Below are 18,612 nucleotides of genomic sequence, written 5' to 3'. Positions count from 1 at the left end.
TCTGAGCCAAAAAGTCAGAACCGGACTTTTCGGCTCAGAGTCCGTTAGGCTCCGCCCCTTAGGCGTCTTGCTCCACTCTCTTTATCAATAACTACTAAACACATGCGAATAGAACGACTTCCCACTCGAACTTCTACTCAGGAAACTTTGAATGCCTTCCGTTGATGAGACCGTGATGTCCACCGGTGCCCCGCTTGGCAAGTACTTTTCAGCAGCCGTCTTCAGGTACTGGGTGAAACTGATGATTTCTGTTTCGCTATAGAACTGGGTCGTGATTGAAACGTTCATCCCGGTCAACTGCTTGTCGGTATACTGTGCTTGGGCAGTGACGCCAGCGATGTTCGGGAAGAAGTTTTCAATCTGACTCTTAAAGTTAGAAAAATCACTTTCATCGTTTGAGTTACCGACCGCCGAACTCGATGACGTTGTTGGGTAGACGTAGTTCTTCACACTCACCGGCGTCCAAGAACTAACGGAGGTCGTCCCGGCCTTGTTAACCGAGTAGGCAAAGAAGGTTCCGCCAACTAAGCTGTCATTTGAGGCCTGCTTATAAAGGGCAATCGTAATCGGCACATTCTTCAATGCCTTCTTTTGCCGCAGTCGTTTCAAGACCTGGTTAGCAATGATCCGGCCTTCCTTTTTGATGGTGGCGTTACTAATATCCGTCTCATAGGTTGAGCCATAGGTCGTCTTCGTGTAGTAATCGATTGAGTTCAGCCCAAGACCAATCGTAACCCCGGATAACTTCAGTTTCTTACCGCTTTGGGTCATGTAATCTTGTTCTTCCATTTGTTGCAGGTAGATTGGATTACGTTTTGTTGGACTGGTCGACCCGTTGTTCACTGGGTTCAACCCGGTTGGATTACTCTTTGATTTCCGGCCTAACCAGTTCGTTACCGTGCTGGTTGATAGGTACTGGCCTTCCTCAAAGACGTACTTCTTCGTTGAGAACACCTTTTTAGAAATGTTCAGCAGTCCAGATTCAAAACTCTTGAGGTTGTAGGTGTTGTCGTTTTGTGAAACGTTAACGCCCCGCGCCTTACTGGTCCGATAACGGCCGTTTTTGATGACACCTTGATACTGCCCAGAACTCGCCTGGCCAGTCAGTTGTGTCCCCTTGCTTGACGTCGTACTCGTTGACGTTGTACTTGAGCTGCCCAAATTCCCACAGGCGCTCAGCAGCAGACCGCAAACTGTCATGGCGATGACTGCTTTAATTCGTTTCATCACGATTTCCTCCATTTTCATTTGCTGTGTCAGCGTTCATTTCACTGGCAAAACGCGCCTCGTCCCAAATTGGAACGGAAAGCGATTGCGCCTTAGTCAATTTACTGCCGGCATCTTCGCCGGCAATCAGCAGATCCGTTTTCTTCGACACACTGCCGGTGACTTTAGCACCTTGTGTTTCCAACCATTCAGTGGCTTCGGGCCGGCTCATTTGTGTGAGCTTCCCAGTCAAAACGACGCGCTTGCCATTGAAGAAACCGTCCGCGTTAGCCGGCTCAGCCGGGGCGCTGGTATACGTCGTATTGACGCCCAACGTCTTCAGTTCGTCGATCAACGTGCGCACATTCGCATTGTCAAAATACGTGACCACACTGTCTGCAATGGTGTCGCCAACCGAATCAATCGCTGCAATCGCTTCTTCATCGGCAGCCATCAGGGCATCGATCGACCCGAATTCGGCCGCAATTAAACGGCCAGCCTTGGCGCCAACATGGCGAATGCCCAGCCCGAATAACAGCCGTTCCAAGGAATTGGCGCGACTATTATCAATGGCTGTTAACAGATTTGTTGCTGATTTTTCACCAAATTTATCCAAGGTAACCAATTGATCAAACGTCAATCGGTAAAGATCCGCCACATCCGTCACGTATTCTTTCTCGAATAATTGCTTAATGATTCGCGGCCCTAAACCGTCAATGTTCATGGCGTTTCGTGACGCAAAGTGGTTGAGCTGTTCAGCTAACTGAGCTGGGCACTTAGGATTGATGCACCGCAGTGCGACTTCATCGTCCAAGTGGACCAGTGCGGCACCACAGGATGGACAGTGCGTCGGAATCACGTACGGATCACTCTCCGGATCACGCTTTGCGGCCACAAAGTTAGAAATTTCTGGAATGATATCGCCTGCCTTATGCAACAGCACAGTATCACCCACCCGGATGTCTTTTTCGACTAAGTAATCCGGATTATGCAGCGATGCACGGGCAACAATCGTCCCTGCCAACTGCACCGGATCCATCACCGCAGTCGGCGTGACGACTCCCGTTCGGCCAACTGTCCATTCGATATCTCGAACGACCGTTTCAGCCTCTTCCGGTGGAAACTTATACGCAATTTCCCATCGTGGGTCCTTCACGGTCGCACCCAATGCACGTTGGCGCGGCAATGAGTTAACTTTAATGACGATACCGTCAATGCCATACGGCAAATCATCACGTTTGCCCGTGTAATCCTTGATGAACTCGAAAACGTCATCCATCGTCTCGGCAACACGGTTAGTCGGGTTCGTTGTGAACCCAAGTGATGTCAGTTCCAGCAGCATGTCGCTTTGGGTGCGCGCATCAATGGGGTCAAAATCGGCCACGTTATACATAAACGTACTTAATTTGCGATCCGCAGTTACCCGTGAATCCAGCTGCCGCAAACTGCCAGCCGCTGCGTTCCGGGGATTAGCAAATACGGGTTGACCCTCGGCCTCCCGTCGTTCGTTGAGTTTCTTGAACGAGTCCTTTGGCATGTAACATTCGCCCCGAACTTCCACCGTTAATGGCCGATTCAGTTTTTGAGGAATCGACGGAATGGTTTTGAGGTTTTGGGTAATGTCCTCACCAATGACCCCGTTGCCCCGCGTCGACCCCTGAACGAGTTGCCCATTTTCGTAACGCAAAGAAATGGCCAACCCATCAATTTTTAATTCACAATTATATGCAATTCGTTCGTCCTCATTCGTTTGAATCCGCTCGTCGAAACCGGTTAATTCATCCTCAGAGAACACGTCTCCCATTGAGAGCATGGGAATATCGTGGGTCACTTTTGTAAATCCCGTCAGGACGGTACCGCCCACATTCTGCGTGGGTGAGTCCGCCGTGATCAGGTCCGGATACTTAGCCTCGATTGCCACCAATTGGGCGTAGACCGCGTCATACACGTGGTCCTCCACCTCAGGGGCGTCGCTGGTATAGTATGCCTGACCCCATGCAGTCAGCTGCGGTCGCAATTTTGCGGCCAGTGTCTCAGCTTCATCCTTGGTTAATTGATCCACTGTTTTGTCTGCCATGACGATCCGCCTCCAATGTTTTTACACTCGCTGAATTGGGGCAAAAGCAGCTAACAGTCGCTTGACCCCCTCTTGTGGAAAGGCAATGTCTAATTCCATGTCTTCCCCAGTCCCAGTTACCTTCACCACGGTCCCAGTGCCCCACTTCTTATGGGTCACCTTGTCACCAATGGTCCAGCTCGCTTTTTCAGCACCAGTTCCAGAATTGACGACTTCCACCTTGGATCGTGTGTTGCGCCGCGGTGTCTTGTAGGCCGGTTGGGTGGCGCCAGCGGTTCGCCGGTCAAACGGTGTTTTAAGCGGTTGACTGCTGTCGCCTGGGGCAACCTGGTTCTTGTTGTCCAGCTTTTCTGGACTGATTTCTTCAATGAAACGAGATTCTGGGTTGCGCTGTACACGGCCGTAAAGCATCCGTGAATACGCATTAGAAATGAACAGTTTCTTCTTAGCCCGAGTGATACCCACGTAGGCCAACCGACGCTCTTCTTCAAGCTCATCGTTGTCGGCAGCTGCGCGACTCAGCGGAAAGACGTCCTCTTCCAAACCAATCAGGAAGACCACTGGGAATTCCAGACCCTTGGCCGCATGCAGTGTCATCAAGGTCACCTGGGCAGGCTCTTCTTCAACATCATCCTGGTCAGAAACTAACGCTAAGTCAGCCAAAAAGTCCACAATACGGTCGCCTGAATCACTAGTCTCTGGGCCAAAACTATCATCGAATTTCTTGGTTACTGACAGAAATTCTTCGATGTTTTCAATTCTTGTCTCGGCTTCCAAACTGCGCGATGCCTTTAACTGGGCCATGTAACCAGTGGTGTCCAAGATTTGATCCGTCAGCTCGGTCACCGTACTGGTCGCGACCATTTCACGCAGTTTCATGATTGTCGTTGCAAAGCCGGCAATGGCACTGCGGGCGCGAGAGCTGATGCCGTTTAAAACGTCAACGTTCTCAGCCGCTTCCATTTCCGTCCAGCCGTTTTCATCCGCAAAATCGCGCAACTTGGCGAGACTGCCGCCACCAATGCCTCGTTTAGGCTCATTGATGACCCGTTCGAGACTTATGGTATCCGCTGAGTTTGCCACCAAAGTGATGTAAGCCAGCAGATCCTTGATTTCCTTTCGGTCGTAGAACTTGTGCCCGCCAACGATGGTGTATGGCACGTTAGCCTTGACCAGTGTTTCTTCCATCACACGTGATTGTGCGTTGGTCCGGTACAAAATTGCAAAGTCACCGTATTGGTACTGCTGTTCCCGCATGAGGTCTTGAATCGACGCCACCACAAAACGGGCCTCGTCATTTTCGTTTTGACCCCGGTAATAGCTGATCTTGTCACCCTCACCGTTTTCCGTCCACAGATTTTTATCTTTTCGGTATTCATTGTGTTGAATGACTTCGTTAGCCGCGTCCAAAATTATCTTGGTCGACCGGTAGTTTTGTTCCAGCATGGTCACGTGAGCGTTTGGATAATCACGTTCAAAGTTCATGATGTTTTCCATGTTGGCGCCCCGCCAACCATAAATGCTTTGGTCAGCATCACCGACAACGCAGAGGTTCTTATTCTTTTTCGCCAACAAATTGACCAGTGTGTACTGGGCATCGTTGGTATCTTGGTATTCATCCACATGAATATATTGAAATTTATCTTGATAAGATTCCAACACATCGTGATTTTCCTGAAACAGTTGAATCGTCAGCATAATCAGATCATCAAAGTCCATAGCCTGATTTTGCTGCAGTGAACGCTGATAGTTGTCGTACGCCTTCGCCACGATCTCATCGAACGGTGAACCCGCCTCCTGTGCAAACTGTTTCGGTGTTTTAAGTTCGTTTTTTGCGTTTGAAATAGCGGAAAGTACGGACCGCGGATCAAATTTTTTTGTATCCACGTTGAGGTCCTTCAAGACCCGCTTCATGAGTGTCCGCTGATCACTAGAATCCGCAATAGTAAAGGCACGATTATAGCCTAATTTATCCGCGTGTGACCGTAAGATCCGGACACACAACGCATGAAACGTCGAGGCCCAGACTTCGTTCCCGTCTGGTCCCAGCAGTCCCACAATTCGTTCCCGCATTTCACGAGCGGCTTTATTGGTAAACGTGATGGCTAGGATATGCCAAGGCATCACGTGTTTTTCTTCAATCAGGTAAGCAATTCGATGCGTTAAGACACGGGTCTTCCCGCTACCGGCACCAGCCATGATCAAAAGTGGCCCCTCCGTTTGCATTACGGCCTCTTTTTGCTTGTCATTTAATTTAGATACTAAGCTCTGCTCTGCCACGCGAAATCCAATCCTCTCCAATATATTTATAGTCGGGTCTAATTATAGCAAAAAAATCAGGTAAAGGTGATATTCATGATGAAGTTCAGGTTTATTTAAAGTTTAGAGATTGAACCAAGGCGTCTAAGTGGCGGAGCCTAACGGACTCTGAGCCGAAAAGTCCGGTTCTGACTTTTTGGCTCAGAGTCCGTTAGGCAGGAGCCACTTGCCTTGCGAAACTCGTTTCAGCAACGTCGACAAAAAGCGCATCCCAGCCACACCAAACTCAAAAAGCCAACAATATTACCCAAAAATCCCCAAACACTGCGCAAACAACCTCCCCAAACTCCAACCAAAAATCAATCTCCAATCACCCATAACTACCTACGTCACCAAACACGCAATTCCACATAAAAAGGCTGACATCCCAACGGGTCGTCAACCTTCTTGTTAGTCCTCGTCGGCGTCAGAAGCGTCAGCGGTGGACCAGATTTCTGTATCTTCAAGTTGTTCAAGTAACTTATGAACGTCATCGCCCTGCACGATAATGTGGCCGATGATGTCATCTTCATCTTCCTGTTTGAACCGGTGATAGTAAGTAAAGTGCCAGTTCTGCTTGATCTGCCACTGCGTCCGCATAGCGCTCAGTTGCGATTCGTTAAAGGCAGCCAAAACTGTCGGCTTCAGCACCTCAACGTCGCTCAACGGCAAACCGGCAATGGCCCGCAGATGCTGCTCATACTGGGTTACTGTCGTTGCCCGGTCAAAGATACGGCCGGCTTCACTAAACGTCGGAATAATGGCCTTAACATAGATGGCATTGCTTTCCGTCAGCATAAAATCGACGTCAAACACCCCAACATAGGTGAGATTTGCCACAATTTCATTACAGATACGATCCATTTCGGCCTTCACATCAGCGGCCAGCTGCACGGGCAGATACACCCATTGAATGTGGTTACCCTGTCGTTTAACTTCAGCTGGCGGAAACAGGCTTGCTTCGCCATCAGCCGTCCGTGCAACCGTTACTGAAAGTTCACGTGCGTAGTTAACAGTTGATTCCAGGATGTAAGTCCCCCAGTCAGTTAACCCAGCGGCCTGCGCAATGTCTGTTTGCGTGTTGATCTGCAGTTCTTCACCGTGCACCAGATCCTTTTGAATCGGTTTTAACAGTGCCGGATAACCGATGGAGTTGATCGATTGGTACACATCGTCCAAGCTGACAATGGTGGCGTACGGCGCCACGTTCACGTTGATCTGCTCGTAAAATGCCCGTTCCAACAAGCGGTCAGCCATCATGGATTGCAGGTTGCTTCCCTGTGGCAAACTGGTCTTGTCAGCTAAAAAGCTAAGCAGATCAGGACTGAGATGTTCAGAATCATAAGTCACCACATCGCAGCGTTCCGCGAAGTCCTGCAACCGATCAGTGTCTGATAGTGAACCAACAATTTTAAAATCGGCTAGTTGCAACATTTCACTGGTCTCATCAGCACCATAAGCGCCGACCTTAAACCCTGACTGGCGCGCTGCTGCCACGATCATGGGACCGTTGCTGCTGTCGCCGATAACGCCAATTGTATCTCCCGGATACAGTACTCGTTTGTCCAAAATGCTCACTACCTTCTCAATTCATTAATATTATTTGTTTGTTCTCGTAAAAGACCGTGACGGGAACCACGGCAGTTGCGAGCGTAAATTGCTTCTCATGAATAAGTATACGCTTTATGGTCGAAAATGACGATTGCGAACTCGTTTTACCCAGAAACCACCAGAAATATACTTTGGTTCATAGGTGATGATAAACGCCTTGGGCTCGGTCTCGTTGACCAATGCATAAAGTCGGCGTTCTTGATTCCGCGGAGTTAAAATATCTAACACTAATCGTTGGCCTTCAAGCCCTTCTGCATTGCTCTGAGTAACCCCAAAGCCGTTTTTGCGTAAAATCGTGGGGAGATCACTGCCCGTATTCGGCAAAATAACCGTCGCCATGATGTAGCCCAACGCCAATTTATCTTCGACCCAGATACCCACACGCACCCCAACACCGTAACCGAGGGCGTACGCGATAATGTTTAAAATATTATCCAACCGGTTCAACACGAGTGATAAGCCGACCACATAGATCGTAATTTCAACCATACTGATAATCGGTGCTAACGTTCGAAAGCCCTTCATGGTCAGCATGTAACGAATCGTGTTCAGGGTAATGTAAATAAAATTGACGGTAAAAATCAGTAATAGTGTCCAGACCTCAACGTGCAAATCGGATCCCTCCAATCTTCAACTGGGTGGCGTACGCAAACGACTTTGGAATTCTGCCTATTTTTTGTCACTCATGAAGGTGACTTGATTATTTTCAAGTGAGGCGACGCTGGCAAGTGCTTCAAGGTGCAGACCCGCATCGATGACCATCTGATGACCCTTTTGGAAACTCTTTTCAATGACAACACCAACGCCAGCAATCTCAACGTTGGCAGCCTTCGCGATTTCCATCAGGCCCTGTACCGCTTGACCGTTTGCCAAGAAGTCGTCGATAATCAGCACCTTATCATCAGCACTGATGAAGCGCTTGTCAACACTGATGTCATTGTTGACCTGTTTAGTGTAAGAATAGACAGTTGCTGTATACAAATTGTCTGTCAGTGTCAGTGACCGATGCTTGCGAGCAAAAATTACGGGTACGTGAAGTTGAAAACCTGTCATCAAGGCAGGGGCAATTCCCGAAGATTCCACCGTCAGGACCTTTGTGACACCAGCGTCTGCAAATAGGCGCGCAAACTCTTCACCAATGGCGTTCATCAGGTCTGGATCGATCTGATGGTTCAAAAAGTTATCCACTTTCAATACGTCTCCAGGTAATACGGTACCGTCTTCTCTAATGCGGTCTTCTAGTAACTTCATGGTTAGTAATTCCTCCTAAAATGACTGACACGATGCAACTTTTATTATAACTAGTGTACCCGAAGCATCCGCGCGGAGCAAGGAGTTTCAAGCAAGGAAGTTGGCTGAAAAACCGAACATTACGCAGTGGCAATGTTGACCAAAACCCTACTTTTAATTAAAAAGCCTAATCGTGCCTCTTAATTACCGCCTACCAGTTCGCAATGGTGCCCACACCAATACATACAATACAGAAAACCGCTAAGATCATGGCGTTTTTCACCGCAAACTTAAAGGTTTCTTTCTTAACTTGCTTTGCGAGAAACTGTCGGGTGTTTTTGATAACCAGGGGCAAACTCAGCAGTACCAGTAAACTTGTATATGGCAAATAATGGAGACCAACACTTAGAATCAGGCAGCCGTAGCCAAGCACGTAGTTAATAACGAACAGCCGCAACCCACCCTTTTTACCAAGGTAGTAGACAAGCGTTTTTCGGTTCAGCAGCTGATCTTCATCGGCATCACATAAATTATTGGCCAGCATAATGTTGCTAATGGCAAACACCGCAATGCCTGATGCCAGCAAGACTTGCCAGAACAGTTCAAACGTGAATAAGCCGCTGCTGGCGGTATTCAAGTAAACGGTAATCAGCATGATAACAAACCCCATGGTGATACCGGAGAAAAATTCGCCAAATGGTGTCGTGGAAATCGGCCGCGGTCCAGCCGCGTAAAAATACCCAACCGCAAAGCAGAAAACGCCCATCAATAAAAGCGGCCACCCCGTCATCACCGTCATCGCGATACCAATCACGGTTGCCACACCCACAAAACTAACAATCTGGTTGCGGATTCCAGTCATTGACAGGTGATTGACCCCAATGATGTTTGTTTTTTGCTTCCACTCATCCGCCTTTGCCGTGGCGTGTTTGTAGTCTGAATAATTATCGTGAGCGTCGACCGCCATGTTGAACAGCAGCATCGCCACAAAAAACATCAGTGATAGGCCCCAGTTGAGTTGATGCGTATAATACCAGGAAAAATAAACCCCGAGACAAAAGGGAAAAATCGAGGCCACCTTTGCCTTAGCTTCCACGAGTTCTAAAAAAATCGGTACTGTCATGAACGACTCCTCCTAAAACCGCTGTCCGAAAAACAACAGTCAGTTTATTTACATAATCGTATGCAACTTTGCAACAAGCGAAGTTGACTTCAACTATGAGTGTAATGTATCTCCTTACCCGCCGCAAGCAAAGCGCCACACAGGATTGCCTTAGAGATTGAGACGGAATTGCTTATTATTGCTAAACGGGTCTAGCATGGTTGTTTTATTACATATACTGTATCAAAAGCACACATCGAGCCAAAGCGTAGAACAAACGGCTGGTTTCGACCATATAAGGCACCCCAGATAAAGTCCAATTTGGCTTTTATCTGGGGTGCCTTATATCATGTTTTTGTTTAGTGGTGCTCACTTTTAGGTTACATAACCGATGAGGCGAGCGCATTGCATGTGATGGTAGATTCTGCACGGCTCACCAAGTGGCTACCGCCTACCGGACGCTGCGCCACTCCCTTTTACTATTTACCACGGTCCAAATCATACAACCGACGGAAGCGAGCTTCATTTTGATACAGTGCATCAGGGGTGCCCTGCATATCGAACACACCATTTTCCAAGAAGCGGACTTGGTCAACGTGGTCAACACCAGCCAAATGGTGGGTGACCCAGATAATCGTTTTATCCTTCAGAACACTAAACACAGTGTCCAGCAAATCCTTTTCCGTAATTGGATCCAGACTGACGGTCGGTTCATCTAAAATGATGATTGGCGCGTCCTGTAACAGGATTCGTGCCAATGACAACCGCTGCCGTTCACCACCAGAGAACCGGGCACCCGATTCTTGAACCTGCGTGTCGTAACCGTTTGGCAATGACTGAATCAGTGGTTCCAGTTCAACCGCCTTGATGGCCGCTTTGACCTGTTCATCCGTTGCGTTTAGGTTACCCAACCGCACGTTGTTCATGACGGTGGTATCGAACAGGTAGGACTGCTGGTCCAAAACACCGAATAAGCTGGCTCGAGCATTCTGCAGCGTTGCAATGTCCTGGCCGTTGACGGTCACTTGACCGGAAGTAGCCCGTTCATCACCAAGCAGCAATTTCAGTAACGTACTTTTACCAGTTCCGGACGGCCCCAGCAGTGCGAGTTTCTCGCCTGTATTGATGTGCAATGATAAATCATGCAGGATCACGCGGTCATCATCCTCATAGTGGAAGGTCACGTGATCGACATCGAGTTGCGCGAAATCTGACTTTAAATCACTTTGATTTGTCAGCACTTCTGGATCAGCTGACAAATCGTTTACCCGGCGAATGGATTGCTGATAAATCGGCCATTCACTCGCACCCTGACTAATTTCCAGAAACGGTTCAATGATTGGGAATAATGCTAATGCGAAGGCAGCGATCCAGTTGGCCTGTGCTTTAGAACCAGTAAATTGAAAACCAGACCAGATCAGTAACGTCAAGACGGCGAGCAGGAAGAAGACCTGAACGCCGAAACCGCGCCACCACTGGAAGAAATGGTCTTCACGACGGAGTTTGGCAATTTGTTTGATCGGCTTTGTCTGCAGATCCATGAAATCGTCATACCGGCCGGAAATGACCCAGTCAGAAAGGCCCAGCACTTCATCGGTCAAGTTGGTGTAAAAATCATGTTGAATCTGTTTTTCTTTAAACTCCCGGGCACCGTTGACGGCAACAGAAATCATCGGCATGATCATCACGATGACCCCTAACAAGATCAGCAGCAGTAAGGCCACTGCCCAGTTGAAGACACCAACGCCAATGACAATGAACAAGTAGAGCACCCAGCCGATAACCATCGGGAAAACGGTCCGCAGATAAAGATTTTCAATGTGGTCAATATCTTCAGCCAGAATACTCAAAATATCACCAGTTTGGTGGGTTTGTTTAATGGCCATCGCTTTATTTTCGACGGCTTGGTACAGTTTCTTACGAAAATCAGAAACGATCCGCAACACCCAGTTGTGACTTGTCAGACGTTCAGCGTACCGAAATGCAGGGCGCGCGATCCCGAAGGCTCGTGCCAAAACAACCGGCACGTAGATATAAATAATGTTGCCCGGCCGCCGCGCCGCTTCACTGATCAAGTAACCAGAGTTAAACATCAAGGCCCCAGCTGACAGAAAGGTCATTGACCCCAAGAACAGTACGAGCGTCAAAAGCCACTTATACTTGCGCAAATAAGGCATGACCCAAGTATCGTGGGCAAAAGTTTCTCTCATTTGTCGAATCATTTGGCACCCCCCATTTCTGCGCGTAACCGTGTATAGGCGCCATCGTGTTGTGAGAGCTCACTAGGGGTCCCCTGTTCAACTAATTCACCATGTTCCATGACCAGGACGTAATCCATCTGGTTGATCCAGTGAAGCCGGTGGGTCGCAAAGAACACTAGGTGATCATCCATAAGCGGCAACATATCCTGCTTGAGCGCCGCTTCCGTTTCAATGTCCAAGTGCGCCGTTGGTTCGTCAAACAATAACACCCGACGACTGCTATCAAGGAACGCCCGCGCCAGGGCAATCCGTTGTGCCTGACCGCCACTGACACCCCGGGAACCTTCACCAATCATGGTATCCAAGCCATCAGGTAAACTCGTGATCCACTCAGTCAAACCAGCCTTAGCACAGGCCTGTTCAATGGCGTCACGAGTTGCTGATGGCACGTAGAAGGCCACGTTTTTTGCAAGCGTGTCATGGAACAAATAAGGATTTTGTGGAATATAGAACTGGTTTGCCTGCCAGGCATCTTGCCCTAAATGAGGCAAAGACTGGCCATTCAAGGTCATATCACCTGCTTCATCAGGTGCCAGGAAGCCCCCGATAAGGTTGATCAGCGTTGACTTACCAGACCCCGAAGTTCCAATGATACCGACCTTTGTATTGCCCGTGACTTCAAAGTTCAAATGTTTTAACGTTGGTGTTTTCATGTTGTCGTAAGTAAACGAGACATCATCAAATTTAAGATGACTGTCCGCACGCCACTGGCCATCAGTCAGGGCTTTGCGGTCATCGATCTCGGACATTTCGAGCACGTCCAAAACCGATTGTAAGGCGTTCTTACCGTTCAAAGTCGCATGATAATCATTCGCAAAATTTCGAATCGGTAAAAAGTAATCCGGTGCTAACGTTAAAATCGTCAGCGCTGGCAGCAATGCAATATTGCCGTCCAGCAAATCAAACCCAAGGAAGACAGCAACGACCGCGATGGACAACGTTGTAAAGAAGTCCAGCGCAAAGGTTGACGTCATCGCTACCCGCAAGGTGGCCATGGTCTCCTTACGATAATCCTCGCTGACGTGGTAGACATTATCGGCATACCGTTTGGACAGACCTAACTGTTTCAGCGTCGGCAGTCCTCTTAACGTATCCACGAAGTTGTTTGACAAATGCTGATACCCCGCGTATTGCTGATCCGCTTTACTCTGCGCCGCCAATCCCAGAATAACCATGAATAGAATAATAACTGGATAAATCACAAGCAGGAATAGCGCCGACTTCCACTGCAGAAAGGCAATGTAGATCAAAATGATCCACGGTGTGATACTCATATCCATCATTTTGATGATAATCAGCATCAAATACGTCTGAACCTTGTCAATACCTTCCAAGGCCATGGTGACCACGGAACCGGTCCCAGCCTTTTCCACCACGCTGGGACCCAACCGAAACAGCTTGGTCATCAAATCTGACCGCATCTTACCAGACGTTTTTTCAACAAACGGGTAAAATGTCCGCTGCTGGAAAACACCCAATAAATGCCGGGCCAAAAAACTCACAATAAAAATCAGTGTTGGCGTAACGATCGTGCCAACGGGCTTTAAATTCCACAGGTTCACCACTGCCTGTGATAAAAAGCGTGCCTGGATGACAACCATGATTGCTTGAATAAACATTAAAACCGCAATCACAATTGCCCGCCCCATTATGCCGGGCAGCTTGAACAAACGACTATCAATCAAAATTATTCCCCCTCAGTCAAGAAACCGCTTTAATAACACTATACCGCTCATTCCCTGACATTTCAGTTATCAGTGCTCGAATTTTCTGAAAATTCTTTGAAACGGTTGTTGATGATGTTTGAGACTATTTTTCGTATTTCCGTCATATTGGTGTTTCATTCCGCAATTTGGCACCGTCCTGTACCGGTTCTGTGAAAAAGCTTGCGATTCACAATCTCTTGTGTGAGGCAGTATTTTAAAAAATTGCACAAGACTTTCAACCCACTTCCGAAATTCTTAGTGTACTGGCTCGTTTCGGAAATTGCTTGCCGGTTTAACTGGTTTATCGAGACGTTAAATCTGTGAATAAGACCGTTAAAAATAGCCAAACCGCCTTCAGACTAAAAACAAAGACACGCAAAGCACCCGCTTTACGTGTCTTTGAGAACGTTTTATTGCCCAATTAAATCAGGCAGCTTTAACATCTTTGTTTGGTGATTTGAGACGCTTGTAGAACACCCAGTAGCTCCAGATAAAGTAAATCAGAACGATTGGCAGCAACGTGAAGGCCAAAATGGTCATCAGGTGCAGCGTGTAAGGTGAACTTGAAGCGTTCTTGATTAGGATCGAATGAACGTTGTTAGCGCCTATCATGACCCGTGGGAAAATGCCGTTGAAAATCAGGACAACAATGCTGATCAGCGACAAGCCGCTGCTGAGGAAGGCTACCCAGTTGTGTTGGCCGGCAACACCCCACCATGCAAGCAGCGTTAAGACAACAAGCACAATCAGAATGCCCCAAGTTGAAGCTGCCTTCAGTTTGAAGAAGTCGGTAAAGATGAACAGCAGGACAACGAACAAAACTTCCCCAACGATCAATAGCGGGTACAGAATCTTGTTCCAGGCCTGCGCACGATCACGCAAACTCCCGATGGTCTTCAACTGCAAGAAGTTGAGCCCATGGATGAAACACATCAGGGTAACAGCAACGCCACCAACGAGTGAAAGCCAGTTCACATAAGTGGTAAACGTCCCAATGACGTTGCCCTCAGCGTCCATTGGCACACCTTGAATCATGCTGGTGAACATCATCCCAAATAGGAAGGCGGCACAGAAACTACCGATAGTTGCAGCCCATTCCCAGAAGTGCCGCCATCTAGCGGTCTCCATGTTGGCCCGAAATTCGAATGAAACACCACGGAAAATCAGGGCAACCAGAATCAGGAACAAGACGATGTAGTAACCTGAAAATAATGAGGCATACCACATTGGAAACGATGCAAACATCGCCCCACCAGCGGTGATCAGCCAGACTTCGTTACCGTCCCAGTGCGGGCCGATGGTTTGGATAATGGTATCCCGTTCAGCTTGGTCTTTACCAAAGAACCGAATCGCCATCCCAATACCGAAGTCAAACCCTTCAAGGAAGAAGAAACCGCTAAAGAGCACGCCAATCAAAAGGAACCAGAGTAATTGTAAGTTAGTCATGGTTAAACGCCTCCTGTCCAAACGGATCTTCGACCTTTGCTTCAGGCGCATCCTTGACACTGCTGTAATTGTTCGTTTCGACTGAATCCGGACCAGCCTTGAGCACTCTGTGAGACAGAACGATCATGACCATCCCAAGTCCAGCGAACAAGCAGAAGTAGACGATGTTCGTAAACAGCAGCGAAGCCACTGTCGACGTTGGTGATACCGCATCGGCGATTGTCAGTAAGCCATAAACGACCCATGGATAACGGCCGAATTCTGTGATGAACCACCCAGCCGAGTTAACGATGAATGGCAGCCACAGGCACAGCCCGAGAACATATAAGAACCAACGTTGTTTCATAATAGCTTGACTCTTCTTGCGGTTAAAGAACAATCCGATAATGGCCACAAGTGCGAACAATGCACCCGCACCAGACATGACCCGGAAGCTCCAGAACAATGTCTTTGTCGGGACGTAGTAGCTCTTTAATTCCTTGCCCTTTTGGCCGGCATACTTCGCCTTAAGCTCTTTATTGACGGTGTTTTGACCCTTAACCGTCCCGCTTAATTTATGGTAACTCAGAATGTTTAAGACGTACGGAATATCAATCGACCAGTTCGTCTTGTGATTCTTTGTGTCAAATGACGCAATCGCTGCCCATTCACCTTTGTTGGTCGAGTTCTTATACAGCCCTTCCATTGCGGCAAACTTCATCGGTTGATCCTTGACAACGTAACGCGCTGATGAGTCCCCAGAAACAATCGAACCGACCGAAGCCAGTAATCCGATGACTAGGACAACCTTCAGTGTTTTACGATAAAAGTCTTCGTGGTCCTTTTTAAGCAACCGCCAAGCGGCACAGCCAGCAACCACGAAGGCTGCCGTTACACCGGCACCGAAGATAACGTGTGGAAATTCATTCCACAGTTGTGGGTTTGTGAGCACCTGCGAGAAGCTGGTCATTTGAACCCGCCCCGTCTTCGCATTGATCATGTACCCCACTGGGTTTTGCATGAAACTGTTCGCTGCCAGAATCCAAAGTGCTGACAGTGATGACCCGAAGGCCACTAACCAAATGAATAACGCGTGAATCCCCGGTTTGAACCGGTCCCAAGTAAACATCCACAGTCCAATGAATGTTGATTCCAGAAAGAACGCCGCTAAGGCTTCAATTGCCAATGGCGCTCCGAAGATGTCCCCCATGAACCGTGAGTACTCCGACCAATTCATACCGAATTGGAATTCTTGAATGATACCTGTTACAACACCGACCGCGAAACTATAGAGAAAAATCTTGCCCCAAAACTGGACCATTTTCTGATAAGTCTTGTCCTTTTTGACAACGTAGATGGTTTCCATGACCGCAACAATAAAAGCTAATCCGATAGAAAACGGTACGAAGAAAAAGTGGAAAACCGTCGTCATCGCGAATTGAAACCGCGACAAGGACAACATCGATAGACCAACGTTTAACATAATATCCCCCCTTGCATAATTTTCGGACACCTTCTAAAGTCATTATATCGGTCGATAAATGAATATACAAACTTAAACCCTTTCAAAATGATAATTATTCTAAACTTCGACACAATTTAGTGAAATTGACCACTAACATTAACACTTAATTTTCATTATTCTTGAAAATTAAAAATTCCTTTTTCAAACAAATGGAGAAAGAGATTAAAGTTGGCTCCCGTTCTTTGGACTGTTTTCGGACGAATGTTCAATTCTGTTTGGGGACAAACATCAAGAAGCGCTTTCTTTTTGACTTATTTAAATTAATTACGCAAACCAATTGACAAATGCTTCAAAATCAAGTAAATTACAGAAAGTTTGACTTGGGGAGATGACTCGTAATGAAAATTGGCGATCAGGTGTCTTTTAAATTAGAAGGCAAAGATTTCACGGGTTTCATTGATAAAGCCTATCAAAACTCTTTTATGGTAACATTCAAGAGCGATGATACCGACATTACCGATAAATACCACGATCGCGTTGTGATCAACAACAAGAAGTTAAAGCTCATCAAGGCAGCACCAGAAACAGAGAGCGACAATGATGACGCAGAAACTACGGATGACAAATAAGGGTTAAAAAAAGACGACTCAGGCACGATATGCCTGAGTCGTCTTTTTTGTATAATATTCATTTTCAGTTGGGACTCAGCAGCCAATAGCAGTCCTGATCTTGTCAGGGTTGTTTAGGGTACATAGTCAAAACGCGTTTTGCAAGGCAAGAAGAATCACGCCATCTAGGCGAACGTTAAGCCCAGCAATTTAACCTGACTAGTAATGATCATATCGCACAGGTCGTCGTAGGCGATGCCAGCCGCTTCTGCTTCTTGCGGCAGTAGAGACAATGGCGTCATGCCTGGTAACGTGTTGGCTTCAATCACATACAGTCCGTTCTTATTCCAAAGAAAATCGATTCGACCATAATTAGTCATCCCAAGAACGTCCATGGTCTTCTTAGCCAGCCGCTTCATCTCATCGTGGACGTCGTCTGGAATATCAGGCGGTGTCTGGAACTTAGTAGTGTTGCCGCTGACGAACTTGTGCTCAAAATCGTACCATCCATCGGTGACAATGATCTCAATGGCCGGCATTGCGACACCATCGACCACGCCCATAGAGAATTCACGGCCGTCAACGTATTCTTCGACCAAAACGTCACTATCAAACTTCGCACTTTCCTTAAGTGCCGTCTGCAGTTCCTTTTGGTCGTGAACAATGTACATCCCAACACTGGAACCGCCATTTGACGGCTTCACAACGGCTGGAAAGTTGAATGGTAACGAAACGTTCGTCTGTAAACTGGCGTGCGGCAAGTTTACAAATCGCGCCGTCTGGATACCGTTAAACAACATGAGCTGCTTGGACACGTTTTTGTCCATGGCAACCGCCGAGGCCAGCATACCGCTCCCGGTGTATGGGATATTATTCAGGTCTAAGGCTGCTTGGACCTTACCCCCTTCCCCATCGCCGCCATGCAGACCAATGTACACAAGATCAGCCATCCCGGCGATCTTCATAACATTGGGTCCGAACAATTGCGTCGTTCCGTCCGTTCTTAAGGCATTGACGCAATCATCAGTCATGATCTCATCGCTAATATTAAGGTCAACTTCCTGTTCTTCACTAGTAAACAGATTAGCAAGTTGAACCTCATTGGCATCTTCAAGGCCTAAAAACAAATCAACTAGGGCAACTTCGTAACCTTTACGCCGTAATGCGTTGGCTACTCGAGCGCTAGAAGAAAGGGACACGTTTCGTTCGGTGCTGCGTCCGCCCGCTAATACCACAATTTTCATATTTTCGTTCCTCCGCTTCAGTTCCGCTTCGTTTATAGAACCTTCAGTATATCATGAAATGGAAGCGGTGACTATGGGAAGGGGATTAGAATTCAAAGAGAGCGGAAGAAAGCGTTTAAGGAGTGGAGCCTAGTAGGACACAGTCAGGAAACCCCGAACCTGGGTTTCCTGACTGTGTCCTACTAGGTGCAACTCCTTGCTTTCCGGGAGCTCGTTTCGACTCAAGGACAGTACAGAATAAGAGTTGCTCGCACCTTTAGTAAAAAAGAAACAAAGCTCAAGAGCGGAACATCCTGGCATAAATACCAATAAAACAGTGTCCTTCCTCAGTCAACGTAAGAAAAGTAAGACTTGTAGCGTAAGTCCGCACCTTTCAGCA

Annotated in this window: 13 protein-coding genes; 1 reads left to right on the top strand and 12 read right to left on the bottom strand. The window is 47.6% G+C overall.

Annotated features, from left to right (window positions below; translation table 11 throughout):
* Positions 1–84 precede the first annotated feature (84 nt).
* The 11 genes from FC82_RS11985 to FC82_RS11935 all read right to left on the bottom strand — a co-directional run bounded on the left by FC82_RS11985 (position 85) and on the right by FC82_RS11935 (position 16,399).
* On the bottom strand, positions 85–1,227 hold the full coding sequence (locus FC82_RS11985; protein ID WP_082620351.1) for a CamS family sex pheromone protein: 1,143 nt from the start codon (positions 1,225–1,227) through the stop codon (positions 85–87).
* Complete coding sequence (ligA, locus tag FC82_RS11980; protein WP_056997127.1) at positions 1,214–3,283, bottom strand: NAD-dependent DNA ligase LigA; 2,070 nt, start codon at positions 3,281–3,283, stop codon at positions 1,214–1,216. The genes FC82_RS11985 and ligA overlap by 14 nt, the downstream gene beginning before the upstream one ends.
* A 21-nt stretch (positions 3,284–3,304) precedes the next feature.
* On the bottom strand, positions 3,305–5,563 hold the full coding sequence (gene pcrA, locus FC82_RS11975; protein ID WP_056997126.1) for a DNA helicase PcrA: 2,259 nt from the start codon (positions 5,561–5,563) through the stop codon (positions 3,305–3,307).
* 429 nt (positions 5,564–5,992) lie between these two features.
* The gene (locus FC82_RS11970; protein WP_054759995.1) at positions 5,993–7,150 is read right to left on the bottom strand and encodes an ATP-grasp domain-containing protein; all 1,158 of its coding nucleotides are present in this window, start codon (positions 7,148–7,150) and stop codon (positions 5,993–5,995) included.
* Between the two features lie 114 nt (positions 7,151–7,264).
* Positions 7,265–7,804: a DUF2179 domain-containing protein gene (locus FC82_RS11965; RefSeq protein WP_054759993.1), complete on the bottom strand. Its 540-nt coding sequence runs from the start codon at positions 7,802–7,804 to the stop codon at positions 7,265–7,267.
* A gap of 57 nt (positions 7,805–7,861) precedes the next feature.
* Positions 7,862–8,443 carry a xanthine phosphoribosyltransferase gene (locus FC82_RS11960; RefSeq protein ID WP_054759991.1) on the bottom strand — a complete coding sequence of 194 codons (582 nt, stop codon included), beginning with the start codon at positions 8,441–8,443 and terminating at the stop codon, positions 7,862–7,864.
* Between the two features lie 190 nt (positions 8,444–8,633).
* Positions 8,634–9,545, bottom strand: coding sequence for a 1,4-dihydroxy-2-naphthoate polyprenyltransferase (locus FC82_RS11955; RefSeq protein ID WP_056997125.1), 912 nt, complete (start codon positions 9,543–9,545; stop codon positions 8,634–8,636).
* Between the two features lie 458 nt (positions 9,546–10,003).
* Positions 10,004–11,743, bottom strand: coding sequence for a thiol reductant ABC exporter subunit CydC (gene cydC / locus FC82_RS11950; protein WP_054760030.1), 1,740 nt, complete (start codon positions 11,741–11,743; stop codon positions 10,004–10,006).
* The gene (gene cydD, locus FC82_RS11945; protein WP_056997124.1) at positions 11,743–13,470 is read right to left on the bottom strand and encodes a thiol reductant ABC exporter subunit CydD; all 1,728 of its coding nucleotides are present in this window, start codon (positions 13,468–13,470) and stop codon (positions 11,743–11,745) included. Before cydD ends, cydC begins: the two co-directional genes overlap by 1 nt.
* Positions 13,471–13,917: 447 nt before the next feature.
* Positions 13,918–14,937: a cytochrome d ubiquinol oxidase subunit II gene (gene cydB, locus FC82_RS11940; protein ID WP_056997123.1), complete on the bottom strand. Its 1,020-nt coding sequence runs from the start codon at positions 14,935–14,937 to the stop codon at positions 13,918–13,920.
* Positions 14,930–16,399: a cytochrome ubiquinol oxidase subunit I gene (locus FC82_RS11935; protein WP_056997122.1), complete on the bottom strand. Its 1,470-nt coding sequence runs from the start codon at positions 16,397–16,399 to the stop codon at positions 14,930–14,932. The genes cydB and FC82_RS11935 overlap by 8 nt, the downstream gene beginning before the upstream one ends.
* A gap of 380 nt (positions 16,400–16,779) precedes the next feature.
* Here FC82_RS11935 and FC82_RS11930 point away from each other — a divergent pair, with 380 nt between their 5' ends.
* Positions 16,780–17,010: a DUF2187 domain-containing protein gene (locus FC82_RS11930; RefSeq protein WP_054759989.1), complete on the top strand. Its 231-nt coding sequence runs from the start codon at positions 16,780–16,782 to the stop codon at positions 17,008–17,010.
* A 164-nt stretch (positions 17,011–17,174) separates the two neighbouring features.
* Here FC82_RS11930 and FC82_RS11925 read toward each other — a convergent pair whose 3' ends face one another.
* Positions 17,175–18,233: a D-alanine--D-alanine ligase family protein gene (locus FC82_RS11925; RefSeq protein WP_056997121.1), complete on the bottom strand. Its 1,059-nt coding sequence runs from the start codon at positions 18,231–18,233 to the stop codon at positions 17,175–17,177.
* Positions 18,234–18,612: the final 379 nt, after the last annotated feature.

It is taken from the genome of Secundilactobacillus collinoides DSM 20515 = JCM 1123 (assembly GCF_001435975.1).
Classification (GTDB): domain Bacteria; phylum Bacillota; class Bacilli; order Lactobacillales; family Lactobacillaceae; genus Secundilactobacillus; species Secundilactobacillus collinoides.
This window is presented reverse-complemented; position numbering and strand designations above follow the sequence as displayed.

Bases quoted from the DNA above. Each gene is read 5' to 3' on its own strand.
- FC82_RS11985 (WP_082620351.1), bottom strand. From the start codon at position 1,227: ATGAAACGAATTAAAGCAGTCATCGCCATGACAGTTTGCGGTCTGCTG.
- ligA (WP_056997127.1), bottom strand. From the start codon at position 3,283: ATGGCAGACAAAACAGTGGATCAATTAACCAAGGATGAAGCTGAGACA.
- FC82_RS11960 (WP_054759991.1), bottom strand. From the start codon at position 8,443: ATGAAGTTACTAGAAGACCGCATTAGAGAAGACGGTACCGTATTACCT.
- FC82_RS11955 (WP_056997125.1), bottom strand. From the start codon at position 9,545: ATGACAGTACCGATTTTTTTAGAACTCGTGGAAGCTAAGGCAAAGGTG.
- cydB (WP_056997123.1), bottom strand. From the start codon at position 14,937: ATGACTAACTTACAATTACTCTGGTTCCTTTTGATTGGCGTGCTCTTT.
- FC82_RS11935 (WP_056997122.1), bottom strand. From the start codon at position 16,399: ATGTTAAACGTTGGTCTATCGATGTTGTCCTTGTCGCGGTTTCAATTC.
- FC82_RS11930 (WP_054759989.1), top strand. From the start codon at position 16,780: ATGAAAATTGGCGATCAGGTGTCTTTTAAATTAGAAGGCAAAGATTTC.
- FC82_RS11925 (WP_056997121.1), bottom strand. From the start codon at position 18,233: ATGAAAATTGTGGTATTAGCGGGCGGACGCAGCACCGAACGAAACGTG.